The sequence below is a fragment of the Erythrobacter sp. S57(2025) genome (assembly GCF_057365055.1).
Window position 1 is genome coordinate 2,792,560 of the sequence record NZ_CP200299.1, and the last position, 25,439, is coordinate 2,817,998.

At 57.2% G+C, this 25,439-nt stretch carries 23 protein-coding genes and 1 tRNA gene; 16 read left to right on the forward strand and 8 right to left on the reverse strand.

Annotation, left to right across the window (positions count from 1 at the left end; translation table 11 throughout):
- Positions 1 to 269 precede the first annotated feature (269 nt).
- Positions 270 to 803: a DUF2141 domain-containing protein gene (locus tag AC0V6N_RS13310; protein WP_486172027.1), complete on the forward strand. Its 534-nt coding sequence runs from the start codon at positions 270 to 272 to the stop codon at positions 801 to 803.
- A 2-nt stretch (positions 804 to 805) separates the two neighbouring features.
- Here AC0V6N_RS13310 and AC0V6N_RS13315 read toward each other — a convergent pair whose 3' ends face one another.
- Positions 806 to 1,720 (reverse strand): hypothetical protein, encoded by a 915-nt coding sequence (locus tag AC0V6N_RS13315; protein WP_486172028.1) that lies wholly within the window; start codon positions 1,718 to 1,720, stop codon positions 806 to 808.
- Between the two features lie 15 nt (positions 1,721 to 1,735).
- Positions 1,736 to 2,773, reverse strand: coding sequence for a diacylglycerol/lipid kinase family protein (locus AC0V6N_RS13320; protein ID WP_486172029.1), 1,038 nt, complete (start codon positions 2,771 to 2,773; stop codon positions 1,736 to 1,738).
- A 249-nt stretch (positions 2,774 to 3,022) separates the two neighbouring features.
- Here AC0V6N_RS13320 and AC0V6N_RS13325 point away from each other — a divergent pair, with 249 nt between their 5' ends.
- From AC0V6N_RS13325 to AC0V6N_RS13335, 3 genes are all read left to right on the forward strand, one after another.
- Positions 3,023 to 4,231: a M20 metallopeptidase family protein gene (locus AC0V6N_RS13325; RefSeq protein WP_486172030.1), complete on the forward strand. Its 1,209-nt coding sequence runs from the start codon at positions 3,023 to 3,025 to the stop codon at positions 4,229 to 4,231.
- A 114-nt stretch (positions 4,232 to 4,345) separates the two neighbouring features.
- Positions 4,346 to 5,653, forward strand: a complete 1,308-nt coding sequence (locus tag AC0V6N_RS13330; protein WP_486172031.1) for a FecR domain-containing protein — start codon at positions 4,346 to 4,348, stop codon at positions 5,651 to 5,653.
- 29 nt (positions 5,654 to 5,682) lie between these two features.
- Entirely contained in the window at positions 5,683 to 7,854 is a 2,172-nt protein-coding gene (locus AC0V6N_RS13335; protein WP_486172032.1) for a CHASE2 domain-containing protein, read from the forward strand.
- Here AC0V6N_RS13335 and AC0V6N_RS13340 read toward each other — a convergent pair whose 3' ends face one another.
- Both AC0V6N_RS13340 and AC0V6N_RS13345 read right to left on the reverse strand, forming a co-directional pair.
- On the reverse strand, positions 7,855 to 8,247 hold the full coding sequence (locus AC0V6N_RS13340) for a hypothetical protein (RefSeq protein ID WP_486172033.1): 393 nt from the start codon (positions 8,245 to 8,247) through the stop codon (positions 7,855 to 7,857).
- Positions 8,248 to 8,405: 158 nt separating this feature from the next.
- Entirely contained in the window at positions 8,406 to 9,107 is a 702-nt protein-coding gene (locus AC0V6N_RS13345) for a response regulator transcription factor (protein WP_486172034.1), read from the reverse strand.
- A 292-nt stretch (positions 9,108 to 9,399) separates the two neighbouring features.
- Between AC0V6N_RS13345 and AC0V6N_RS13350 the strand changes: the two genes are divergently transcribed.
- Both AC0V6N_RS13350 and AC0V6N_RS13355 read left to right on the forward strand, forming a co-directional pair.
- Positions 9,400 to 11,259, forward strand: a complete 1,860-nt coding sequence (locus AC0V6N_RS13350; RefSeq protein WP_486172035.1) for a DUF1800 domain-containing protein — start codon at positions 9,400 to 9,402, stop codon at positions 11,257 to 11,259.
- A gap of 10 nt (positions 11,260 to 11,269) precedes the next feature.
- Positions 11,270 to 12,703, forward strand: a complete 1,434-nt coding sequence (locus tag AC0V6N_RS13355) for a DUF1501 domain-containing protein (RefSeq protein ID WP_486172036.1) — start codon at positions 11,270 to 11,272, stop codon at positions 12,701 to 12,703.
- Between the two features lie 12 nt (positions 12,704 to 12,715).
- Here AC0V6N_RS13355 and AC0V6N_RS13360 read toward each other — a convergent pair whose 3' ends face one another.
- From AC0V6N_RS13360 to AC0V6N_RS13375, 4 genes are all read right to left on the reverse strand, one after another.
- The gene (locus AC0V6N_RS13360; RefSeq protein WP_486172037.1) at positions 12,716 to 13,651 is read right to left on the reverse strand and encodes a sugar-transfer associated ATP-grasp domain-containing protein; all 936 of its coding nucleotides are present in this window, start codon (positions 13,649 to 13,651) and stop codon (positions 12,716 to 12,718) included.
- Position 13,652: 1 nt separating this feature from the next.
- Positions 13,653 to 14,696, reverse strand: a complete 1,044-nt coding sequence (locus tag AC0V6N_RS13365) for a 7TM domain-containing protein (RefSeq protein WP_486172038.1) — start codon at positions 14,694 to 14,696, stop codon at positions 13,653 to 13,655.
- Positions 14,686 to 15,561 (reverse strand): hypothetical protein, encoded by an 876-nt coding sequence (locus tag AC0V6N_RS13370; RefSeq protein WP_486172039.1) that lies wholly within the window; start codon positions 15,559 to 15,561, stop codon positions 14,686 to 14,688. The genes AC0V6N_RS13365 and AC0V6N_RS13370 overlap by 11 nt, the downstream gene beginning before the upstream one ends.
- A 193-nt stretch (positions 15,562 to 15,754) precedes the next feature.
- Positions 15,755 to 15,831, reverse strand: a tRNA-Arg gene (locus tag AC0V6N_RS13375).
- A 119-nt stretch (positions 15,832 to 15,950) separates the two neighbouring features.
- Here AC0V6N_RS13375 and AC0V6N_RS13380 point away from each other — a divergent pair.
- The 10 genes from AC0V6N_RS13380 to AC0V6N_RS13425 all read left to right on the forward strand — a co-directional run bounded on the left by AC0V6N_RS13380 (position 15,951) and on the right by AC0V6N_RS13425 (position 25,359).
- Positions 15,951 to 16,343 (forward strand): hypothetical protein, encoded by a 393-nt coding sequence (locus AC0V6N_RS13380; protein ID WP_486172040.1) that lies wholly within the window; start codon positions 15,951 to 15,953, stop codon positions 16,341 to 16,343.
- A 65-nt stretch (positions 16,344 to 16,408) separates the two neighbouring features.
- Positions 16,409 to 16,903 carry an MmcB family DNA repair protein gene (locus tag AC0V6N_RS13385; RefSeq protein ID WP_486172041.1) on the forward strand — a complete coding sequence of 165 codons (495 nt, stop codon included), beginning with the start codon at positions 16,409 to 16,411 and terminating at the stop codon, positions 16,901 to 16,903.
- 57 nt (positions 16,904 to 16,960) lie between these two features.
- Entirely contained in the window at positions 16,961 to 17,731 is a 771-nt protein-coding gene (locus AC0V6N_RS13390; RefSeq protein WP_486172042.1) for a sterol desaturase family protein, read from the forward strand.
- Positions 17,728 to 18,165 (forward strand): DUF2141 domain-containing protein, encoded by a 438-nt coding sequence (locus AC0V6N_RS13395; protein WP_486172043.1) that lies wholly within the window; start codon positions 17,728 to 17,730, stop codon positions 18,163 to 18,165. Before AC0V6N_RS13390 ends, AC0V6N_RS13395 begins: the two co-directional genes overlap by 4 nt.
- Before the next feature lie 149 nt (positions 18,166 to 18,314).
- A complete protein-coding gene (locus tag AC0V6N_RS13400; RefSeq protein WP_486172044.1) occupies positions 18,315 to 20,096 on the forward strand; it encodes a PAS domain-containing protein in 1,782 nt (593 codons plus the stop codon).
- Between the two features lie 80 nt (positions 20,097 to 20,176).
- A complete protein-coding gene (locus tag AC0V6N_RS13405) occupies positions 20,177 to 21,283 on the forward strand; it encodes a phosphatase domain-containing protein (RefSeq protein WP_486172045.1) in 1,107 nt (368 codons plus the stop codon).
- 9 nt (positions 21,284 to 21,292) lie between these two features.
- Positions 21,293 to 22,240, forward strand: coding sequence for an alpha/beta hydrolase (locus tag AC0V6N_RS13410; RefSeq protein WP_486172494.1), 948 nt, complete (start codon positions 21,293 to 21,295; stop codon positions 22,238 to 22,240).
- Positions 22,241 to 22,251: 11 nt separating this feature from the next.
- Positions 22,252 to 23,619, forward strand: coding sequence for a M48 family metalloprotease (locus AC0V6N_RS13415; RefSeq protein ID WP_486172046.1), 1,368 nt, complete (start codon positions 22,252 to 22,254; stop codon positions 23,617 to 23,619).
- Between the two features lie 11 nt (positions 23,620 to 23,630).
- Positions 23,631 to 24,326, forward strand: coding sequence for a DsbA family protein (locus tag AC0V6N_RS13420; RefSeq protein WP_486172047.1), 696 nt, complete (start codon positions 23,631 to 23,633; stop codon positions 24,324 to 24,326).
- Between the two features lie 22 nt (positions 24,327 to 24,348).
- Positions 24,349 to 25,359 (forward strand): M48 family metalloprotease, encoded by a 1,011-nt coding sequence (locus AC0V6N_RS13425; RefSeq protein WP_486172048.1) that lies wholly within the window; start codon positions 24,349 to 24,351, stop codon positions 25,357 to 25,359.
- Positions 25,360 to 25,439: the final 80 nt, after the last annotated feature.

Here is a 25,439-nt window from a genome sequence, read left to right on the forward strand (position 1 = left end):
GCGCCTTATGTTTAACCGGCCATACTCCGCGCGCGAATCATGCAGCAAGCGTTGTCGCGCCGCTTTTCCCCGCCCAATTTCTCCAGACCACCCCAGAAATTTCAGCTGTTTGCCCACCTGAGCTTACGGTATGGATACAAGTCTGACAGCAAAGTTCAGGGGGAATTCAGCCACCACGCGGCAATACGATGCCATATCTTTGCGGAAAGAAGCGCATCATGCGCATTCAACACGACAACCGCACCAACCGACATAAGGCTTTTTATTCAATGGCTTCGAATTCGAGCATCAAGAAGTTTGCCTACGGGCTGAGCGGCGCTGCGGCTCTGGCCTTTGCCACAGCTGCGCCTGTGACTTCGGTCGCCGCGCAAGCGAGCAATGGCAGCGATTATCGCAATGTGATTGCGAACAATATGCGTTCGTGTGCCCCTGGCGCAGGCCCTGCCATTCGCGTGACCGTGAATGGGATTAAGAACTCCTCAGGCAAAATTCGCGCTCAAGTGTACAATGGGACACGCAGCGATTGGCTGGAAAGCGGGCGCTGGCTTAACCGGATTGAGCTGCCAGCACGCCAAGGACGCATGACAATTTGCCTGCCTGTGCCAGCAAGCGGGAACTACGCGGTGGCAATCCGCCATGATGTGAACGGCAATGGCAAGACCGATTTGAGCTCAGACGGGGGCGCAATGTCACGCAATCCTTCGATCAATATCTTCAATCTGGGTAAGCCATCGGTCAATGACACGCGCTTTAATGTGGGCAACAACGTCCAATCAATCTCAGTGACGATGAAGTATCTGTAAAATCAGGGCTTGTTTTGCTTGCGGTGCTTTCTGAGCGCCCATAGCACGCCCGGTGCCGATAAGATGGGGTGTTTCTCCCTGAATGGCGTCACCTCGACCGGCATACCCGTATGGCGCTCGATCTTCCACGCGGCATAGCGCGTTGCCCCCTCAAACGTGGTGCTGGCCTTGATCAACCGCGCAAAATTTAGCGGTTTGCCAAGCCGCTGACGCTTCTTCCACCACCCCAAAATGCGCGCGCGCTCCGCGGCCGACAGGCTGGGGCTGAGCCGATTGTTGTCATTCAGATAGGCGACACCCGCATGATCGAGCGCAAGCGGCAAAAGCCCAGCAAAATGCGCTTCATTCACGCTGAGAATGTCATTTTCGCGGCCCGCTTTCTCGACCCGAAATTCCGCTTCGTAAGTCGCTTGAAACAGCGCGCGCCAATAATCCTCTGCCGTCCCGCTTGCCGGGCCAAGCGCCGCTGCCAAACGGGCTGCCGTGGCCGCCGCTGACGCGAGCGCAGCGATCACATCAAGGCGCGCAACTTCATCGCGTTGCCACACTAGGCACGATGGCTGCACAAATCGCGCCCAAATGGTCGTATCAGCAAGCTCGCCTGACGCCGCTTTTGCAAAGGTTGAAAGCGCCATGGTGGCCACTTTGGCGCGCAAGGTTAGCTGACCGTACTCTCGCTCATGATAGCTGACGCGCGGCCAGATCTTTGTCTTCTCTTCGCCCGGCAGCAAAACGTAAAAGTCGAGTACGCCGTCGAGCGATCCGGTGCGCAAATTCGACCCGTAAAACAGAACTGCAGAAGCACCCGCATCCTTTGCCAATTGAGCTGCGAATTCGGCAACAGCTGCATCAACCGGCACATCGAGCCGGTCTTCGATACGCTGCGTAAGAGAAGTTGGAGATGATTGGCGGGCCATGGGCTCGCTTTTGCCTTAAGGCACTACGAATTCAAGCTCGGGCCCTTGCCCAATGCAGTATTCGCCTGCTGGGAAAGCTTCGCCATCAAAGATAAACGGATCATCAATCTCAAGGCTGAAATGCGGCACGCTGATCTGGTGGATCCCGCGTTCGCGTAGGCGCGCAGAAGTTTTGCCGCGCAGAACCGCTGGCACGCTCAAAGTCGCACGCCGAGTGATCTGGTCAAGCACCGCTAGCTTCAATCCCTTGCGCATCGGGCCAAAGGGTTTGATGCCCGCGGGCAGTTCTTCGAGCGTTGAAGCAAACAGCAATTGACGCCATTCGGGATCGCCGTGCCCGCTATGCGCCATTGCCGCTTTTTGCGAACCAAGCCGGATCGCCATGCGAGAGCCGCGCCGCCATGGGTTAGCGCGCGAAGCAAAGAGCCATTGCAAAACGCCCCAAGCTGCGGTCACACCAACAGCCATCGAATTGAACGCGCCGAGACGATGCGCGCTCTGTCCTGCATTGGTCGCGGTCGTAAAGGCGCCAGCGCCAAGGATAAAACCAAGCACGCGGCTTGTGTCATCCCTAGTGAGCGGTGTCACCTCAATCGGGCGGCGGCGCACACGGCTGCCTGTATCAAACGCGTCGATCGCGTTTTGCAGGCTCCAATCAACCGGAACGCCTAAATCAACGGTCAACGCGTTGGTTTTGCCTTTGGGCAGGACAGCAATGGCAGGCCAATCGTCACCAAAAATGCTGGCCCCGCAGGTCAGCACGTCGCGCACCGTGCCATCGCCGCCATTGATGACGAGCAAATCGATGCCGCGCGCGGCGAAATCCGCCAAAGCTTCTGGTAAAGCCGACCGGTCGCCCGGTTTCGCAATATGGACATGCGGGCAGATGCCGCAATCAAAGTCTGCGCCCTGATTTCCATGGCTGCGCGGGTTGTAAATGACCCCCACGCTGGGCGCTTCGCCTGCCACACGCTCAGGCATGCGGCGCGCACGCACAGGTGCGTGCGAGCGCTGCTCTGGCAGCTGGGCAAATTCGTAGATCGGCGTAGCCATGGGGCGCTCCTTAAGCCCGGTTAGGTAATTTTGCTATGAACATATCAGCGTCTAATCGTAATATTCGAACGGTGTAGCCGCCCGGTTACATGCCTGAAACATGGGGTTTTGGCCGCTATTCTCAAGGATTAACTAAGCGATTACCCCTCATAGTGCGACAAGGTGCCGCACAATTGTAGCAATGCGCCGATCCTTAACCGCGTCAAAAATCTGGCTGGCATCTGCTCAATCGCGCGCTAGTCTGAGGCTATGTTGACCAAAAATCTCCTCGACGAAGCCCGCTCACTCGCGCCCGATATCATCGCTTTGCGCCGCGCCATCCATGCCGAACCAGAGCTGGGGCTGCATTGCCCAATGACCATGGCAAAAGTGCGAGAGGCGCTGGCCGATCTGCCGCTTGAATGGCGTTCAGGCCCGTCGACAACCGGCGAAGTTGCCACGCTGATCGGCGGCAAAGCGCGAACCGGCTCACCGCGCGTACTGCTGCGCGGTGATATGGACGCGCTGCCTATGGATGAGAAAACCGATCTCGAATTCGCCTCTACCATTGCAGGGCGGATGCATGCTTGCGGGCACGACACCCACACCGCAATGCTCGTGGGCGCGGCGCGCGTGTTGTGCGCGCAGCGGGAGGAACTGGCAGGCACGGTCGATTTTATGTTCCAGCCGGGCGAAGAGGGGCATCATGGCGCGCGCTTCATGCTCGATGATGGGCTGATTGATCCCCTACCCGACGCAGCTTTCGCGCTGCACATTATGCCAAACGCCAAATTCGGCGTCGTGGCTGGGCGCGCTGGCCCGCTTATGGCCGCCGCAGATCAGTTTACGATCAGGGTCAAAGGCAAAGGCGGGCATGCCTCAATGCCTTACGATTGCGCCGATCCAGTACCAGCCGCAGCCGCCATAATCAGCGCCATCCAAGCAATGGTCACCCGCCGTTTCAACGCGGCAAGCGCGGTCGTGGTCACGGTCACAAAAATCGAAGCGGGTACAACGTTCAACGTCATACCCGACGATGCCGTATTGCAAGGGACAATTCGTACCCTTTCACGCGAGCACCGCGAGAAAGTGCACACGCTCATCGCGCAAACCGCAGCTGACGCGGCCAAAGCGCACGGGGTTGAGGCGGTTTGCGAAATTGAACCGGGCTTCCCGGTGACAATCTGCGACGGCCGAGCGGTGGCTCTGGGTGAAAAAGTCGCGCGCGGCATCGGTGGAATCGACGAAGGCTGGCACGATCTGCCCGCACCTATCATGGGGGCAGAGGATTTCTCATACGTGCTTGAAAAAGTGCCGGGCGCAATGTTCTTCTTGGGCGTAGCGCCAGAAGGCGACAATTGGAGCCAATGCTGCGCGATCCATTCCCCGCGCATGCATGTTGATGAGAGCGCTTTGCCCCGCGGAGTGGCAATGCTGGCGGGCTGCGCGCTCGAATTCATTGAAAACGGATTTGCTTAGTCGAGGTTTCAAGACTTCAGTAAGCTCGGTAACATCTTGTAAGCGAGTAACCCAAAGCACTGGCAGGTCTGCGCCGCCTATGCGACAAAGGGCATGGTTCAAGAAAGCAGGCCTATGACCGTTACACAATTCAAGACCTTGATCGTCAGCAGCTTTGCCGCGTTGCTCACCCTTACATCCGCGCCGGCCGCTGCGGATGATGGCGAATTCGTCACCTACACGGTTAAGCCCAATGACACGCTTTACGGGATCGCTGGGCGGTATCTGATCAATTCACAAAGCGCGCTTGAAGTGCAACGCCTGAACCGCATTCAAAACGCGCGCCGCATGCCGATCAATCGCAGATTGCGCATCCCACGCCGCCTGCTCGGCTACGAGACAGTCGAGCTAAACGTCGCTGCATTTTCCGGAAGCGTTGAGATTGCTGGCCAGGCCCCTCAAGTCGGTCAGGGCATTTCAGAAGGGCAGCTGATCCGCACCAGAGGCAATGGCTTTGTGACATTCAGCGCGCGCTTTGGTGGGCGGATTTCCGTCCCTTCCAACACGACCGCAAGACTGGTGAAAGCGCGCCGCTATAAGCTTGGGAACGCGTTGGACGTTGATTTCGAGGTTCTTCAGGGCCGCGCGAATGCCATTTCACCCACACTAGAGGGGCGGGATCGTTTGCGTATGCGCACGCCGGTCGCCGTGACCGCTGTCCGTGGCACACAATTTCGGATCGGCTATGATCCCGAAAATAACGGCGCGAGCCTCACCGAAGTAACCGAAGGCGCCGTGAACGTGGCAGCCGGTGGTCAAGAGCGCGACGCACCCGCAGGATTTGGCATTGCCAGTACCGCGCAAGGGGTTAGCGAGCCTGAGGAGCTGCTACCCGTTGCCGTCGTCAACACCGCAGGATCACTGCAAACCGGTGAGACGCTGAGCTTTGCAATTGAACCTGTTTCAGGCGCGACGGGTTACCGCGTGCAACTGGCGAATGATGTGAGTTTTCTCGACATTATCGGCGAAACAGTGATCGAGGGCGCGGCGGTTGAATTGCCCGGCATCGAGAATGGTCGATACCATGTGCGCGCCCGCGCCATCGCGCCAAGCGGGCTTGAAGGGCAGCAGGAAAGCCTGAGTTTTTTGCGCAAGCGAGTGGGAGCGAGCGCATCTGTGGGCACATCACCCGATTTTGATGGATACAAGTTTGGTTGGATCCCCGAAGGCGGCGAAAATGCAACCTTCGCATTTCAGCTGTGGGAGGAAAGCCGTCCGCAGCAGCTATTAGTGGATGAGCTGGGCCTGGCGGTCACCGAATTGGCGCTCACCAACCTTTCGCCTGGACGCTATCAATGGCGTGTTGCGGCGATTGAAAGTGATCCGGAATTTGGCCTGATCAAGGTCTGGGGCGCGCCGCAAACTCTCGTTGTGGTGCAGTAACAGATCCTACGCCGGTGGAGGCGGTTTCTATGAAGGCGACACGCCTCTTCATCGAGTGGCTGACCCTCCTCGCTCTTGCGATAGCAGGAGCGGTCTATCTGCAATCAAGCGGGCTGACCTATCGGCTCGACAATCAATTGCTCGATAGCGTTTCGGCAGCGACCAAACCGGCATCGAGCGATAGCATCCACATTGTTGCCATTGATGATCGCAGCCTTGGCGAAGTGGGCGGCTGGCCCTGGCCTCGCAGCGTCCATGGCCAGCTGGTGGAAAAGCTCGATCAAGCAGGGGCCAGAGTGATCGTGCTCGATTTCCTATTCCTGGAGCCCAGCGCGCCACAAGAAGACGACGCATTGGCGAACGCGATGCGTGACAGCGGCAAAGTGATTTTGCCCCATACCTTCACCGAGCGGCTCAACTCACAAGAACCGCAGCTCGATCCGTATTACCCTCTGCCCAGCCTCCGAGATGCAGCCGCTCAAATCGGCCATGTTGCCGCCGAAACTGATCCTGATGGCATTTTGCGTCGGTTCGATCTGGTGCGGGCCACTGATGAAAGTGAATTCCCACATCTTGCCGTGCGCGTGCTCGAACAGCTGGGCATGGATGATGCAGCAAGCGGCCATGGCGAAACCGCATTAATCAGCTTCGAAACCGAAGAACCCTATAAAGTATCATCGGCCAGCAGAGTCCTGGCCGACGAGTATCCGGCTGCGTTCTTCAAGGACAAAATTGTGCTGGTCGGGGCAACCGCGCAGGGGATGGGCGACCGCTATTCGGTGCCTCAAGACGATGTGCGATTGATGACGGGCATCGAAACACAGGCAAACCTGATTGATGCGCTGATCACAGGGGGCGTCATCACTCAAGTGCAGGCCGCATGGCAAAATGCGCTGGCGATCCTTTCGATCATTTTCCTGTTTGCTGCCTTCTGGTTCCTCTCACCGCGCGCGTGCCTGATCATCGCGCTTGGCCTGATCGCCGCATTGATGGCGATAAGCATGGGCATGCTAAGCTTTGGTCAGTTGTGGCTCCCTGCGGTGCCTGCCATCATCATCATCGTCCTTGCCTATCCCTTGTGGAGCTGGCGCAGGCTGACTTTGGTAAGCCAATATCTCGACCGCGAAGCCAATCGTTTGATGGGCGCAAATGAGACGATCGAACCTGATCGCGGGATGGAGTATGTCGCTCAAAAGGTCAGCAGGGTACGCGGTCTTATCGGCGGGATCGAAGCCTCGCTTTCCTATCTGAAACAGGTCATCGAGGCGGCCCCTGATGCAATGTTGGTGCTAGATGAAAACCAGCGCATCCGGCTCACCAATGAAAATGCAGATGAGTTGTTTCCTGCCTGGCAGGAACAAGATGCGCCGACCTTGAACGAACTGTTCGCAACCAGCCGCACGACTTTGATGCGTGAGGGCGGGGAAATGGTCACCGGGGATGGACGCACATTTCTGATCGCAAGAGCGCCCCTCGGGACGCAAGAACAACCCGATCTCACTGGAGAGATCCTCGCTTTCCGAGAGATCACACAGCTGCGACGACTGGATCAGGAACGCAAGCAGATGCTCGAATTCCTCTCTCACGATATGCGCACGCCACAAGTCGCGATCATTGGGCTGACGCGCAAGAATGATGATGCGCCCTCGCCCGAAGACACCATGACCCGCATTCGCAAGCAGGCCAACCGGACGCTCAAACTGGCGGACGATTTCGTTCAGTTGGCGCGGCTTGAAAGCCCGGAGCTGCAATTGGAAGACAGCGATATCAGCGCACTGATCGAAGAGGCTTGCGACCGCGCCTATGTTTTGGCTCAGGCGAAGCAGATCGCCATTGCGCAAGAATTGCCTGCGGAGCCATGCTTTGGCGACGTTGATGCATCCTTGATCGCACGCCTGCTCGACAATTTGATCGGCAATGCTGTCAAATACTCGCCTGAGAATTCCACCATCACAGTAGGGCTATCGTGCGAGGATGAGACGACGCATCAGATCGTCGTCTCGGACGAAGGAGCAGGCCTACCCGAAGCGCGTGTGAAGGATCCCTTCGCACGCTTTGGCGCACACGAAACGCACGCGGGGCCCAGTGCAGGATTGGGACTGGCTTTGGTCAAAAAAGTGGTCGACGCGCACAAGGGCAAAATCGACGTGGCTTCCGCGCAGGGTCAGGGAACGACTTTCACGATCACCTTACCAAATTGATCAGCGGCCAGTTTTTTTAGTGTAATCGTCTACCAGCCCTTCGGCCAAGGCGGTAATAGCGGCTTCATCAAAATCACATTCGATCATGCGTGCTTGACCGCGATAGGCCACTTCGCTCGTCTCGCGATTGATCAAAAGCAAGGTGCCGCGCAGTTCCATCGCTTCGCATTTATCGAAACGCTCAGCCTCGCGCGGGGGTGAAATCCAAATTGTCTCCTGCGGATCGGCTGATACGGGCGCCTGCTGAACGCCTATCGTCGCCGGCGTCATCGCAAGCGCGTAATCGGCAATCAGTGCGCCCTGCGGGGCAATGCTCATTCTGCGATTTTCAAATGATGCCTTCAGCGCAGTGGCCATTTGAGCAACAGGTCCGCCATTGGCCTGGTCAGGCATAGTCAGCGCAATTTGCGTGGAGGACGGCGAAGGCGAACCCAAGGTGGACCGCACCGTCAATGGATCCGCGACAGAACACGCAGACATACTCGCCAATACGCCTGCAAGCGCTGCGACTTTGCCCCATGATGTAGCGAGCTTGATTGGGTGCTTGCTGATTACGCGTCCTCGATATTGTCGACTATCTTGTCCATCCGATAGCCGAAACCGAAGACGGTTTGAATTGCAAATCCGTGTTTTGGGCGAAGTTCGAGTTTTGAACGAATGCGCGACACATGCAGATCGAGCGTCCGGCTCTCGACTTCGGGAACACTGCCCCAAACCTCACCAAAGATGTATGCACGCGAAAGTGGGCGGTTGAGATTGTCGAAAAACAGGATCGCCAAATCGGCTTCCTTGTTGGTAAGCTTAAGCGGCTCTCCATCGCGAGAAAGCTGTTTTGTGACGCGGTCGATCTCGTAAGACCCGAATTTGCCATAGCGCTCCGGTCCGCCGGTATTCATGCGGCGATGCGCAGCTTCAAGCCGAGCAAGGATGACTTCTTCGCTCTCTGGCTTGACGACATAATCGATCGCGCCAGCCTCTAACCCCTTCACCACGTCGGATTTGTCCGCGCGGCTGGTGAGCATGATGAAAGCAGGTGGGTTTTGAAGTGTCGACGTGGCCCATTTCACTAGCTCAAGGCCGGTTTTTCCCGGCATGTTCCAGTCAACCAGAACCACATCGCAAGTCTCACGCTTCAAAAACGTGTTCAGCTCCGTGCCCGAACGGAAACGTTCACAATGATGCGCGGTACGGTCTATGGCATTACCAAGCTGTTCGAGCAGCTCGGGGTCATCATCAGCAATTGCGATCCTCATTTTTCACCCGCTCTCTCATACTTTTTGACTAGTTGAGCCACGTTTTCCCGGCCGTGATACAACTTAGAAAGGACATTTGAGCAAGCCTTTCGATCCAAAAGAGGGCCTTAGCTTACAAGAAATTACGTCTTTGGCCTCCGTTTGGACCAAAAACGGCGCATTATGCGGCAGTCAGTCGCATGCGAGCGGCGAACCATCCGATCCCGATCTATGCTTAATGCGAAGGGTTTGACTTGCCAGCGCGTTCTTACCACTCTCGCCCAATCCCAAAAGGGCCGCACGGAGGGGAACATTGGACCGTTACGACTCGCCGCAGAGTGAAGACTTCGCACACGCTCATGAAGACGATCCTCCCGGCGAAGCTGTCGCCAATGTCGATCAAACCGAAGACACCAAACCCACATCCTCACCCGGCGCCCTAGCCGCAGTATCTACTCTCGCGCTTGCCACGGCGGCTTGCGGCGGAGGCGGCGATAATGGTGGAACAGGAGCAGGTGGAGGCCCGATCATTGGCGGTGGAGGCCCTACCGTCATCACCCCAGATACCGATGCCCAGGCGGCGCGCTTCGGCCTTCGCGCAGGATTATCCGTCACCACCAGCGACATTATGGAAATGCGCTCAGAGGGCTACGAAACTTGGCTTGAGCGTGAAATGAGCCAGCCGATAGAGCGCACAGCGGAGCAATTTTTAACTGGCTTCGACTTTGAAGCGGTGAATGACGAGCAATTCTTCTTCCGCCGCGATCTGGCCGATTACATGATCTGGAACCAGCTGCTTACCGGGCGCAATTCGGTGCGCAAACGGGCAGCGCTGGCGCTCAGTGAATTCTTCGTCGTATCGCTTAATCCGATCACGTTTTGGCCCAGCACAGCCATCGGTGCCTATTGGGATATTCTAAAGGAGCGCGCCTTTGGCAATTTCCGCGACTTGCTCGAAGACATCACCCTAAACGCGGCCATGGGTGTGTTCTTGAACACGCTCGGCAACAGAAAGGCTGATCCTGACAGCGGCCGCGTACCGGATGAAAATTTCGGCCGCGAAGTGATGCAGCTTTTCTCAATCGGGCTGTTTGAGCTCAATATTGATGGCAGCGTTCGCACTGACGGTTCGGGCGCTCCGCTAGAGACCTATGACAATGATGACGTGACCGGCATTGCCAAGGTCTTCACCGGATATGACTATAATTATTCGGGCAACATCACGTTTTCGTCGCCGCCTTCACGGCCCAATCTCAACATTCCCGAAGCACGCCTGCTGCGCAATCCGATGACTGCCAATCCTGCGCTGCACATTCGCAATCGCGGTGACCAGCATTCGATAGAGGAAAAAAGCTTCCTTGGCACGACCATTCCTGCCGGCACCAATGCTCAGGATTCGTTGCGCATTGCGATGGATACTCTGTTCAATCATCCCAATGTCGGCCCGTTCTTTGGCAAGCAGATGATCCAGCGGCTGGTTACCAGCAATCCCTCACCTGCCTATGTTCACAGAGTCGCAGATACGTTCAACAACAATGGTGCTGGCGTGCGCGGCGATTTGCGGGCCGTGTTCAAGGCAGTTCTGCTCGATGAAGAGGCTTTGTCTGACGCCACTTTAAACGATCCGCGCTTTGGCAAACTGCGCGAGCCTATGTTGCGCTTTGCTCAATGGGGGCAGACGTTCGGAGCCGAATCAGAAAGCACCGTGTGGCTAGTTCCTGACCTTTCGGAACGCTCAAACAGGCTTGGCCAGTCGCCTTTGCGCTCACCCTCGGTTTTCAACTTTTTCAGGCCCGGCTACACGCCCGCCAATTCGCAAGCTGCAGAAAATGACCTGCTCGCGCCCGAATTCCAGCTGGTGAACGAGACCACGGCGGCCGGATATATCAACTTTATGGAACGCACGATTGACGGGCGCGGTTTTTGGGTTCGCGACGTCAAAGCCACCTATCGCGATGAGATTGCGATCGCGCATGACACGGTTGCACTCTTGGAGCGGCTCGATCTGCTGCTGACCGCCAATCAGCTGTCGCAATTTGCACGCGATACGATCAGCGGAGCGCTCAATGCGACTGTGCCCGCGCAAAGCGCCGCGGAAGAAGACAAACTTCGCCAGGTTCACCGTGCTGTTCTGCTGGTGATGGCCTCCAACGATTACCTCATCCAGAAGTAAGGACCGGCAAATGTTTCATATTGGAAAAGCGAACGAAATCTCTCGTCGCACCTTCATGCACCGGTCTAGCCAGCTTGCTGTCATGGGGGCCGCATCGGGATACGCTATGGGGCTTGCTGGTCTTGCGGATGCGGCAGCGTTCGACAGCGGCGGCGGGTATAAGGCGCTGGTTTGTGTATTCCTGCTAGGCGGGAATGACCATGCCAACACGCTGATCCCCTTCGATAGCGCGAATTACAACCGCTACAGTGAGATTCGCGACACAATCGCCATTGATCGCGGAGACCTAACCAATCAAGTGCTGGTGCCGCGCGATGACCAGGTGCTGACAGACGATATGCAATTGGCCCTAGCGCCGACAATGCCGCGCCTAAAGGCTCGGTTTGACCAAGGGGTGATGGCACCATTGCTCAATGTCGGCCCGCTGATTGCACCGCTTACCCGGCAGCAATTTGAAAGCGGCAATGTCACCAGCTTTCCACGTCCGGCGAAGCTGTTTTCTCACAATGACCAGCAATCGACATGGCAATCAGGTTCACCAGAAGGGTCCGTTGCGGGCTGGGGTGGCCGGATTGCCGATCTGGCGATGAGCAGCAATACAAACTCGATGTTCACCGCCATTAACGCCACCGGTAACGCGGTGTTCCTCTCCGGCGAGACCGCACAACCCTACGCCATCGGAACGGGCGGCGCGATTGAGATAAGAGCGATTCAACGTAACCTATATGGTTCAGGTGCTGCCAGTCAGGCGCTGAACGATTTGCTCACCAACAGCACCGGCCACATCTTTGAGAATGATTATTCCATGGCCAATGCGCGCTCAATCCAGTTTTCTGGTTTCGTGAATGACGCGCTGGAAAGCGCCAACCTCTCAACAGATTTTGGAGAAGGCAATTCGCTCGCTGAGCAATTGGAGATCGTCGCGCGGTTAATTGCCGCACGCAATCAGCTGGGCGTGACGCGGCAGGTCTTTCTTGTAGCGACCGGCGGTTTCGACAACCATGATGGTTTAATCGGCACACACGAAGGGCTGCTGGGTGGCGTCGATTTCGCGCTCGATGCATTCTACCGCGCGATGGAGGAGGCGGGCGTTGCTGACCGCGTAACCACTTTCACAGCGTCCGATTTCGGACGGACATTGGCTTCAAACGGCGACGGCTCAGACCATGGTTGGGGTGGGCACCACTTGATCTTGGGTGGGCGCGTCGATGGCGGGCGTTTTTACGGCACCGCACCGCAAATATCGGTCGATAGCGACGATCAGGTGGGTCGAGGGCGGTTGCTGCCGACGACATCGGTCGATGAATATTCGGCCACCTTGGCAAGCTGGCTGGGCGTTTCTCCCGGTGAGATACCAATCGTTTCACCCAATATCGGCAATTTCAATTCACCCGATCTTGGTTTTATGCGCAGCGATCAAACAGCCAGCGCTCAACGCGCATAGGCATCTGATACATCACTTAAAATCTTCGCCAGCATGGTGCATTTGCGCCTTGAGACCGAGCAGATTGATGTTCTGAATTTCAATCCCAGGGTGAGCATTCACCTCAAGCACCAATGGGCCGTCATTCTCATCCAAAACAATGTCGGCGCCGCTATAGCCCAGGCCAACAGCAGGGCCACACTTGCTGGCCATGTAGAGAACCTCGTCCCACTTCGGAATCTCGAAACCAACCAGCCGCGATCCGGTATCAGGGTGGTGCGTGATCGGCTTGCCCTTTTGCAAGGCGTTCGTGATCCGCCCTGTCTCAAGCGAAACGCCTGCACCAATCGCGCCTTGGTGCAAGTTTGCTTTGCCATCGGATTGGTTCGTGGGCAGCCGGACCATACCCATAAGCGGTTGGTCATGCAGACAAATCACACGCAAATCAGGCAACCCCTCGGGCACGAGATTGGCTAGACCCGGATCTGCAACGATTAGCGGTTCAATCAGGGCTGCATCTTGCGGTTCGGAATCGCCAGAGAAATGCCCATCAACCACTTTGCGCAGATGATTCATGACATCTTCTTCGGTAAGCGGGGTGCCAGACCCTTTATACCACGTGTTCCCCTCACGTCTCACCGCCAGCAAGATGCCATCGCCTTGCGATCCGCGCGCAGGCTTAATTGCCCAAGCATCAGGAAATTCCTTGGACGGCTTGTAGCGCATCAGGGTGTTGTAATCATCGATCACGGCCACCGTCCGCGTGCAGGAAATGCCCGCTGCCTCAAGCGCGACTTTCGCCGCCACTTTATCACGCGCACGTTCAATGGCTTTGCGCGGATTGTATTTTGCAATCAGAGCATTGCGCAGATTGATGCCCAAAATCTCATCGATCGGATTATCCGGCGAAGGGATGCCGGATGCCTTGGCGGGAGTGCCAAACCATTTGCGCTTTAGGTCCATGAACATCTTACACGTCCTCCTGCGACCGGATGATCCACGCATTGTGCTTCATCGGTCGCTTGGATGCACCAATGCGAGACGCAAACTGCGCCTCGCTATTAGGACGTGGTTGAGGAACCTGTCTTCGTTTCTTGGGGTCAAGGTCTTCGGGGGAGTTGATCACCCACATGCCTTCAAGGGGCGGTGCGCGCTCCCAGGCCGCGATGAATTCCTCATCCGTATCCGCACGCGTGAGGATCTTTTCCTCCCCTTCGCGCGCGATGCGCCTTCGCTCTAACCAGATCGGGGCAAATCTACCAATCTCGGAAAGCCGCAAGCCGCGGTAGCGGCCAAGGATGGCAATCGCGACCGCCATACAAGCCGGCATCAACAATGGTGACGCTTCAATCAGCATCAGCGCAAAGTGCGACACCATCACAAACTGAATTACGATTGCGAGGAAGAAGGTGTTAAACGCCGTTTTCGCGGCAACCCAAGGCCCGTCTTTCTCCCACAAACGCCCCCAGCGTTCGACCACGAGTGCCACAACGACGACTGGGAATGCGTCAACCTGAAGTTCTCGGCCAAGGAAGGTCTGGAGTGCGGCCAGAACCAGAACCACAACCGATATCAGAACACCCAGAAAGCCGACGCGGGTCATGCGCAGTTTCAGCAGAAGCGGCGCGGCCAACATTCCAACCAAGATAGCTGATGAAAGCACAATCGGGCCCATAATCGGACCCACCTGAAGGAAGGCCAGCGTGATGAGCATAGGAGTGAAGAGACCAAACGCGCTCATGCCTACAAAGCTACGCGCAAGCACCACGAGGAAAGCGCCAAGTGGCAGCACCATCATAAGGTTGGATGGCTTCAGACCCCAAATCGCTTGTGATGCCGCGACGTCTCCAAATGCATCAGGCGAAGCAAAGAAGTATTCGGTGTTAAGGAGACCGAGCAGCACCAAAAGGCCGAGCCCGAGGGCAACGGCGACGCCTATGTAAAAGGGCCGCTTTACTTGCGGCGTTGCGCGCTCACGAGCGCGCTGGAAGCGGGCGATCAGCTCAGAAAACATACCCGATCGCCAAGGTCAGCCTGTAGCCTTCGCGATCACGCGAAGGCAGGTTGCTGTCAGTGAATATGTATTTGGCTTGCGCCTCGATCCGCCAATTGTCCGGCCAATACATGGCCTTAACTTCTGGTGCGATCTGGTGATCTTCCCGCCGCGCGCCGCTTGGCGTCAATCGGTCGTCAAATTCGGTCCGAATGTATGTAATGGCAGGACGAATGCGAAGATCAGGGGTGATCGGCTGGGTGTAGGATGCTTTGGCAGACTGCCGATCAAACCCGCGCTCGGGATCGTCAGAAGAGATCGATTCTGCGCGAAGATCAAAATTTATGTAGTTGTAGCGACCCAGACGATGGCGATATTGCGCATCGACGCGTGGGCCAGAGCCCTCGGTTTGCGGGGCAGAGCCATTGTCATACTCACGCTCACGCCAAGTCGCACGAAGCCGGAAACGGTGCGCTCGCTCAGGCTCGTATTGCACCCGAGCAGAAGCCTGCAATTCATCTGTGTCTGCCGATTCAACCGTTGCCAGATCATCATACATGCGTGCGCGAAGTTGAATTGACCAATCGTCGCCAAAATCCTGCTCGGCGGTAAGCGTTAGTCGGTCTCGGTTATAGTCGCGCCGCTCATCATCAATGCGTTCGACCTCAATCCGGTCAGCTTCGAAGCGAAAGCGCGTGTCACTATCCGCGAATTCAGCGCTAATCTGCGCGCGCAAAGTGAAACCATCGCCATCGACGATAAATTCCTCATCACGCGCCACGGTTTCAGCGCTGACGACGCCCAGCTCAATGCGAGCCTCAGGGTCAAACGTCCAACCTGTGTCAGCCGTGCCATTTGCCTGCGCAAATGCAACGTCAGAACCCATGGGAACTGCAAGAAAACCCAGTGCGACAGCGAAGCTGAAAAGTGCCCGCGAAAGATGATTAGCCCCTAACACATTTCGGGCAATACGTAGGGATGGTTTAGAAGTTCTTAAGCATGTCCATCAACTCGATATCAGCCGTACTCACAGCGCGGCAGCCCCACACGCAGCGATAGTTCAAAATGTAAGAGAAAGCTGGCGCACCCGAGAGGATTCGAACCTCTGGCCTCTGCCTTCGGAGGGCAGCGCTCTATCCAGCTGAGCTACGGGTGCTGATAGGCCACGTCGCCTATCGCGAGCAGCGCGGCGTTTGGCAAGTCCTGTCTTTTCCCGACAGTTCGAGCGCCCAGATTTAACGCATTGGCAAGTTAAGGCCGATACTAGTGGAGTCCATGTCGATGCTTCAACCAGATCAAGCGCGCTCCATGCGGCAAACCGCGCAGCGCAGCGGTGAAAATGCGGGCTCTCTCGCTCAGCGATGGGAAGACCTGCACATGGCAGCCTCGCTACTCGCCAAAGCGGCAGACCTTGCGCCTGAACGGCCCAATCCGCGGATCGCTGGCTTTCCCGCGATGCTTGGCAATGCGCAAGACTGGCAGCAGGACCTGGCCTCACAAGGGCTGGAAGACATTGATGCCATGATGCGTCCTGGTTTGGCTGCGCTCAACACGCTCAGCGAACGCGGCAACGACGCCACTGCGCCTGCGCTTGCCCTTTGGCGCGAATTCTACAGGGCGCGCGAAGCGGTTGTTTCGCTGGTTGATCCGGTCGCCGACAAAGCCTGATATAGGGCCTGACAAACAGCAAGCGGTCGCTTGACTGTGTTCGCTGTATGTTCCAGGCTTGGGGCATGGAAACAGCTGACCTCACCACACTTGATTCGCAAACAAGCACCGCCAGTGATGTCACACGCGGGATCATGCGGCTGTTTGCGCGCAATAATATCTGGTGTCTTGGCGAGGTGCCGCTCAAAAATGGGCGCCGTGCTGATCTGATGGGTGTCGACGCCAAAGGTTTGGTGGTCATTGTTGAGATCAAGGTCGCGCGCGGTGATTTGCTGGGCGACAATAAATGGCCTGACTATCTCGAATATTGCGATCGGTTTTACTGGGGCGTGCCACCCCAGCTGGATCGCGCACCGCTCCAAAGTGAGGCCTATCTGCCTGACGCGTGCGGTGTGATTGTTGCCGATGCCTATGATGGCGAAATCCTGCGACCTGCACCGCTGGCCTCGCTTGCTGCTGCCCGGCGAAAGGCGCAATTTGAGCATCTGGCGCGCATTGCGATGCGACGGCACACCGCGCTGCTTGATCCGCAATGTGCCGATATTGGCGGCGAAGGTTAGCGCTTTGGAACGAACGGGACTGTCCCGGATCTGAAATGTGCGCCATAACCTTCCACGATGATCCCTGCTGATACGCCGATCATGCTCGCATTCTTGCTGGCTGGCACCGCAATGACGGTAATGGTGGCCCTGCGCTATTTTCTTGCGAGCGGGCTCTTTGCATGGCTGACAAAGGCGATCAGGCCTGGACTTTACGCAGGCCAATCGAAGCAGATCCGCATGGAAATACGCTATTCGCTGATCGCGACCTTTATCTATGGCCTACCCGCTGGTGCAGTGTTCTGGTTGTGGAACCATCACGGCTACTCGCAGCTCTACACCGATTGGAACGCCTATCCCGCTTGGTACTTGCCGCTATCGGTGCTGATCTATCTGTTTGCGCAGGACAGCTGGTTTTATTGGACCCACCGCGCAATGCACGCCTCACCGGCTCTGTTTCGCGCAGCGCATGCGGTGCATCACAAAAGCCGCCCGCCCACCGCATGGACCGCGATGAGCTTTCACCCGATTGAATCGATCAGCGGCGCCATCGTCATCCCTGTGCTCGTCTTCGTTGTGCCGATCCATCTGGCCATGCTGGGCATCGTGCTGACAGTTGCGACCATTATGGGCGTTATCAATCATATGGGCTGGGAGGTTTTCCCGCGCCGCTTTGTTCATTCAACGTTGGGACGCGGCCTGATAAGCGCCAGTCATCACGAAAAGCACCATGAGGATTATGGATGCAATTTCGGGCTCTATTTCCGGTTTTGGGACCGCGTCTGCGGCACTGATAAAGGGCTTTCGAAACGCATCGCGCCTCAAGCGACTAAGGAAGCAAGTTCATGAATCGGATCGCAATGCTCGCACTGACAGCGGGTCTTATGGGTCTCTCCACTCCTGCCATGGCAGGCACCATCACCATTACGGTGACAGACATTCGCAATTCCGACGGTGTCGTGCGTGCTTGCATCACAGCGGTTGAGAACGCGTTTCCGCGCTGCAATCGTGATCCCAATGCGCGCCGTAGTGTTGTGAATGCCAATGGCACGGTCACGTTCCGCTTTCCCAATGTCACGCCGGGCGAATACGCAATCGCACTGCTGCATGATGAAAATGAGGACGGCAAAGCCAACCGTGTGCTCGGCATGGCGCCAAAGGAAGGCTATGGCTTTTCCCGCGATGCGCCGGTGCGAATGGCGCCGCCAGATTGGGATGACGCGGTCTTCACCGTCGGCCCTGCTTCGCAAAATCTGACGATCAAAATGCGCTACTTCCTGTAAAAATGCATCGGTCCACGCAGGCAAAACCGGCGCGCTGACGTCACCGCTTCAAAACTCTTTCAACTTTCGGCCAGAGCTTAACGCGATGTTTACTACGTCGCGGCAAAACCTTCCCAAACAGGTTTTATAAAAGGGGCTTCGGGCCGGCCATGGATAATTTGCGGGGCAGTTTCGATACAGGACTACCAGCTGACGAAAGTCAGGGCTGGGACGCGGTCAATGACGCGCCCGAAGAGGAAAATGTGCGTGAATTGCCTCCTGAGGCAATCGGCCAGGATGAACGCCGCATGCAGGTGCGCGCCTATAATCACTGGGCGAGCCTGCTTGGTGATGCGACTTTCCCGTCCATCGAAGATTTAGAGCCTGAAAATCTGCATGATTTTGGCCCGAATAGCGTGCTGCTCGATTTTTCGGCCGGCATTGATGATCCTGTGGTGCAGTATCTCGGCACAAAGATCGGCGAAGAATGCGGCACCGACGATTCGATTGAGCGGCTTTCGGATGTTCCTGCGCGCTCCCTCTTGAGCCGGATTACTGATCATTACATGCAAATTCTCGCCAATCAGGCCCCGATCGGGTTTGAGGCTGAATTTGTGAACCAGCGCGACGTCTCGATCCTGTATCGCGGCATCTTGCTGCCATTCTCAAGCGATGATGAGACCATCGATTTCATCTATGGCGTCATCAACTGGAAAGAGATGGCGGACGCCGCGACCGCTGACGAATTGCTGCTTGAGATTGATCAGGCGCTTGAAGGTGACACCGAGACCGAAGAAGCCGACGAAGATGTCGCGCACAAACATCACGCCGATCCAGTAACGGAATGGGCAGATTCGCCTGCGCATGAACCAACCGCAATGGGCGTTGAGCAGACCAACCCGATGGTGGAACCTACTGCCAAATGGTCTGACTTTGATGACGATGCGGATGCAGAAGCTTCGCCAACCGACGAAGATGGCATTCCGCTACCAGATTTTGGCCAATACCACCTCGACGAACCCGAAGTAGACGAGTTTGGCGAAGAAATCATCGAAGGTGAAGAGGATGGTGGCTCTTACAGCTTCGCCTCGCTGACCGACTACATCGAAGCGCCTGAGAAAAAGGCTGTCGATCTTGATGCAGAGCATTTTGATCCAGAGGATTATCAGGTTGAAGGCACTGAGCCTGAGCAGCCTGCCGAGCCTGTTGAAGATGCGGTTGAAGAACCGGTTGTCGATGAACCTGTCGTCGTAGAGCCGAGCGCACAAGAAGCGTCCGCAACTGATAGCCCCTCTGACGACGTCGATGACGTGGTTGAGCTGACACAGGTGCTCGACCTTGCAGATGACGCTGGCATGCATGATTGCCTCGCTGTTGCCCGCGAACTGGCCGAAACAGCCCGCGCATCAGAAGATCGCAGCCGCCATGCGCTATATGCCGCGGTCAGCCGTGCGTATGACTTCTCGCTCGCGGCAAAGGATGAGCCGGAAGCCTATGCCGAGCTGATCGAAGACAATGGCCTGACCGTTCAGGATCGCGCTCCGATGACGCCGATTGTGAAGCTGGTCTTTGGCCATGATTACGACAAGACACGCCTCACAGAATATGCCGCCGTACTAAACCACGCCCACCGCTACGCCCTTGAGCGCGGCAGCCTCGCAGATTTCCTCAGCGATGCTGATGGTGGTCTTAAAGGTGTGGTCGCAGCCGAACGCCGTTTGCGCCGCGAAGAAAGCGGCAAAGAGGTGTTGTCTGCCGATGAGGTTCGCGAACAGCTGGCCGAAAAACTGCGCGAACTCGAAGAACTCACGCTGGCCGCTGTATCTGGCGAAGGTCCCGAGTTTTCACTCGTCATGGTTCGCCGTGATGGATCGGGTAATGTCGGTGTGATCGGTGAAGTCGATGACGACATGAAATTGATCGAGCGGGTGGCCAAAAAGCTGGTCGGTTGACCATCAAAACCCGCAAAATCTAACGCCACCACGCTAGACGCTTGGCCTTGACGAAAGACAAGGCTAGGCGTTTTCGCGTAATGGCGCTCCCCCTCCTCTATCGGCGCGAACCCCTGCGCGTGCAGCCCTTTTACGGCTTTCGCAGCGCCGACACCGTGTTCCTTACAGCCAGAGCGCTGCGCACGCGCGAACCCGTGTTTGAAAAGCGCAGTTTTTGGCGCGGGTTTAGAACCATGGCCTCGCTCTATGCTTCGCGAGAAGTGCCAGGACTTGCGGTGGAGCTGGCTTACATTTTTGCTGATGGCGAGACGCAGACCCTAACTGCCGAGACCGGACCGGAGGGCTATGCGCGTTTCAAGCTCAAGCTGAATAATCATAGCCCTCCTGCTGAGCGCACACGCTGGGAAACCGCGATGCTGCGGTGGGAGGGCGATGATGGGTTCCAGCAAGAGGTCCCCGCGCATATTCTCACACCGGGCACACACACCAAGGTCGGTATCATATCTGATATTGACGACACGATCCTCGAGACGGGGATCACTGGAAATTTGCGCGCCATTGCCCGCAATTGGAAACGCGTCATGGCGCAAATGCCAAGCGAGCGCGTTGTGGTGCCCGGCGCATCGGCCTTTTTCGAGGCAATCGGCGGCGACACCCAAAAGCCGCGCTTCTCCCCCATTGATCCCGAAGCGCCTGAGGCACGGGTGCGCCCGGTCTTTTACGTCTCATCTAGCCCGTGGAACCTGTTTTCCTATCTCGTCACATTCAAGCGGGCGCGCAAATTGCCACTCGGCCCAGTGATGCTGCGCGATTGGGGGTTAAACCGGCGTACTTTGGGAAAAGAAGGGCATGGATCGCATAAGCGCGATGCTCTGCGCCATATCCTGACAACCTTCCCCGACCTGCAATTCGCTTTGATCGGTGATGACACACAAAAGGATCTGGCTGCATTCGGCGCGATTGCGGCTGAGTTTCCCGGACGCATTGCCGCCGTGTTCATTCGCGCAGTTTCAGGCAAACCCTTGCCTGATGAGGCAGAACATGCGCGCGACATTATTGAAAAAGCAGGGGTGCCATTCTGGTCGGGGAGCGATTACGCGCAGGCTAAGGCATTCTTGCGCGGCGCGGGACTGGACCTTGAGGGCGGCGTTAAAAAGCTGGTGCGAACCGCCAGCGAAGGAGACTAGGACTTGAAAATGTTGATGTGGGTGCTCGGCGGGCTGGTGGCGGTCGTGATTGTTGGCGGTGCAGGGCTGCAATATGCGATTGCGCAAAATGGGCCTGCAGTGCTCAATACAGTCGATCGCATGACTGGCGGATCACAAGGCGCAGAGTTGAAAGCGACGATTTCAACCGGGCAGCACGAACAACAAAAACTGGTCGTGTGGGGACCGGCACAACGCGACCCGGTGACTGCCCCGCTCCCCGTGCTGGTGTTTACCCATGGTGGCTCGTGGCGCTCGGGTGATCCGGTCGATTATGGATTTATTGGCCGCGCTTTTGCTGGCGAAGGGTTCATTGTGGTTCTTGTTGGATATCGGCTGGGTGAAGATGGCAAGTATCCCGCCATGCTCGAAGATAAAGCGCGCGCGGTCGCATGGACGCATGAAGAGATCGCGGCCTATGGCGGCGACCCTGACAAAATTGTCCTCGCGGGCCATTCGGCAGGTGCATACAATTCGGTGATGGTCGCATTGGAAGAGCAATGGCTTGGGCGGCGCGGGCTACCCAACGATGCGATTAAGGGCGTGATTGGCCTGTCCGGACCCTATGACTTTCTGCCGCTTGATAGCGATTCGACCAAGGCAAGCTTTGGCCATGTTGAGCCGCTCGAGAAAACGCAGCCGGTGAACCATGTGCGCAAAGATGCTCCGCCAATGTTGCTGATCCATGGGCAGGAAGACACGCTGGTTGGCCCCTATCACTCGCTCAATCTCGCCAGTTTAATCGAGGAGGCAGGCGGCAATGTGATCCACACGCCGATGTCCGGTCTGGAGCATAATGATCCTTTGATTCAACACGCCGCACCATGGCGCGGCAACAGCCAAATGATCCGTTTCACCGCTGATTTTGCGCACGCCGTTACATCTGATGACATGCAGCTAAGCGAAACTTCAGTTCCTGTTCAGGGCGAAACGCGTTAGCACGCCTGCAAATGCGCGTTTATCGTTCCCTTATCGCTTTTACGCTGGCGCTGTTTGCAGCGATGGCCTTTGCTTTCCAGCCGGTCGCGGCGCAATCGATCCTGCGCGATGCAGAGACCGAGGCACTGCTGCGCGACATGGCCTATCCGCTGATCGAGGCTTCCGAGCTTGAGCCGGAAAATGTTGAAATCGTCCTGATCAACGACCCATCGATCAACGCTTTTGTTGCAGGCGGTCAGGTTGTTTATGTCCATGCGGGTCTGATCAATGCGGCTGAAACCGCCAACGAAGTACAGGGCGTCCTTGCGCACGAGCTGGGCCACATCACAGCAGGCCATGTCGTGCGCTTCAACGAACGCACTCGCTCGGCACAGGGCATCACGCTTCTCTCGCTGCTGCTGGGTGTAGGCGCGGCTTTGGCAGGAGCAGGCGATGCGGCCATCGGGACCATCCTCGCCGGACAACAGGCGGCCGTTGGCAGCTTCCTAGCTTTCAACCGCAACCAAGAAGCCGCCACCGATCTTGCAGGCGCACGTTATCTTTCTGGCGCTGGCATCACCGGCAAAGGTATGATCGCCTTCTTCGAACGGCTTAGAAACCTCGAAATTCGCCGCGGCTTTAGCCAAACTGCCGAAGCATCCTACACCCGCACCCACCCGCTTGCAGGCGATCGTATCCAGATCCTTCGCGGATTGCTGCAGGAAGATGCGGCTTGGGAAACCCCGCCTGATCCTGAAATGCAGGAGCGGTTCCTTGCGGTTCGCGCAAAGCTTTATGGCTATCTGGCAGAGCCGCAGCGCACCTTCACGCAATATCCCGAAACCGATCAAAGCGTGCCCGCGCGCTATGCCCGCGCCTATGCTTTTCACAAGGATGCTCAGGTTGAGCGCGCCTTGGCAGAAGCGGATGCGCTGCTCGCTGATGAGCCGAACAACCCCTATTTCCTTGAGCTGAAGGGTCAGGTTCTGCTCGAATCGGGCCGTCCGCAAGAAGCGCTCGCGCCCTTGCGCCGCGCAACGGATATCACGCTCAACCAGCCATTGATCGCGGGCATCTTTGGCCATGCGCTGATCGCAACCGAGGATGAGAGCAATTACGAAGAGGCAGAGCGCGTGCTGCGCGCCGCTGTGTCCAAAGACCGCTTCAACCCCTTCGCCTGGTATCAGCTGGGCGTGGTCTACGCCGCCCGCGGCGACATTCCGCGCGCGCGGCTCGCCAGCGCTGAGCAGCAAGTGATGAACCGCCGCTATATCGAAGCATTGCGCAATGCAGAGGCGGCTGAGGCTGGCCTGCCCTTTGGCTCACCCGATTGGATTCGCGCCCAAGACGTGGCCTTGCAAGCGCGCGCAGAGCTGGAACGTCTCGACGAGAGACGCTAAGCGCCAACAAGATGGAACCGAGTTTGAAAAACACATTGCTGACCGCGCTGCTTGCGCTTGCCTTTGGCTTTTTGGGGGCTGCGAGCTGGTCGACCTTTGGCTTTGCGGACAATCGCACACGCGCCTACCTGCTTGAGCGGCCCGAGATTCTCAAAGAAGTCGCCGAAGCCCTTGCCAAACAGGAATCGCGCGAACGGCTCGCTTCATTGGGTGATGAGCTTTACGAACCCTTCCCCGGCGCAGTGATCGGCAATCCCGAAGGGTCAAGGGTGCTGATCGAGTTTACCGACTACAATTGCCCTTACTGCGAAGCGAGCCTTGCCGACGTGCAAAAACTCGTCGCCGAAGACCCTGATTTGAAAGTCGTCATGCGCGAATGGCCGATTTTCCAAGGCAGCGAAGGGGCTGCCCGGATGGCTTTGGCCGCAGGAATGCAGGGCAAATACCGCGAATTTCATGAAAAGATGTTCGAGCTTGGCCCGGCATCCCCTGAAAGCGTCGAAGCCGCCGCACGCGCCATTGGCCTTGATATGGAACGCGCCCGCGCAGACGCTGCATCCGAAGCGGTCTCGGTCGAGTTGGTGCGCAACCTGACTTTCGCGCAATCGCTCGGCTTTAGCGGCACGCCCGCCTTTATCGCCGAAGAAACCCCGCTTGCAGGTGCAGTTGGTTATGAGGCGCTTAAGGAAGCTCTCGACAATTCTTGAGCCGCTGCTGCATACTTCAACCATGCGCCGCGCTGCCACCCTAACTGCCCTTTCGATCATGCTCGCCATGCCCACGGGCATAGGCGCGAGTGCGGATGTGAATTGGGACCGCGTTAACCTTTCTGAGGAACGCGCGGCGATTGAGCACTTCCAATCCTTCGACCAGCGCCTGCAAAATGTCGGCTGGAAAATGGTGCGTGGCAATGCGGAGTTTTGCGACCGGGTGATCCCCTCTGTCGGGCTACAATTGCAAGATTTGGCGAGTTATGGATCGCCGGAGATCGCCCGCCGCGCGCTGAATATGCAGGGAGATTTCGCGGTGCAGACCGCTGCGCGCAATTCTCCTGCATGGGAAAGCGGGGCTTTCCCGCACAACCGCGAAGTGACACGGCTGGTCAGACTTAATCCCAACAATCTGGTGGCAGGGGAGCGGCTCGATTGGCGGCGTCTCAAGCGGGTGCATGATCATATAGACGCCCTGCTCCGCATCACAGGCGCGGTTGAGGTTGGCTTTGCTGATGGGGGCGCGCAATTTGTCCGCTCTGTGCCCGTATGCGCCACCCGGTTTGAGCTTTCGGGCGAGGGCAGCCGCGCGGTTGCCGATGGGGACCGGGTGGTGATCGGCATCAAATTCCCCGGCTTTGCTTATGAGGAGGAGGTGTTTGCAGGCGTCGTAGCGCATGAGCTCGCACACAACTTGCTTGGACATAGCGCATGGCTTGATCGCAATGGCCGCGGGCGCCGCAATATTCGCCGCACAGAGAAAGAGGCGGACCGGCTAATGCCGTGGATCATGGCCAATGCGGGCTACGATCCGATCTATGCTCAGCGTTTTATGGAAGAATGGGGCCCGCGCCATGATGGCGGCCTGTTTCGCGACCGCAGCCACGATGGCTGGGACGAACGCGCCGAATTTATCGCTGCCGAACTCCCCAAAATCCGCGAGCTAATGGAAACTACCGGCAAAGCGGACTGGCGCACCCATTTTGAGCGTGAGATTGACCCCGATCAGGGCAAGGATGGCCAGCAATAACTTCGCCATTTTCTGCGCTCAACGGTTCATCGCATGCGCCCATTCAACTCACGGTGAGCCGTTTGCCCCTCCACCTTCGC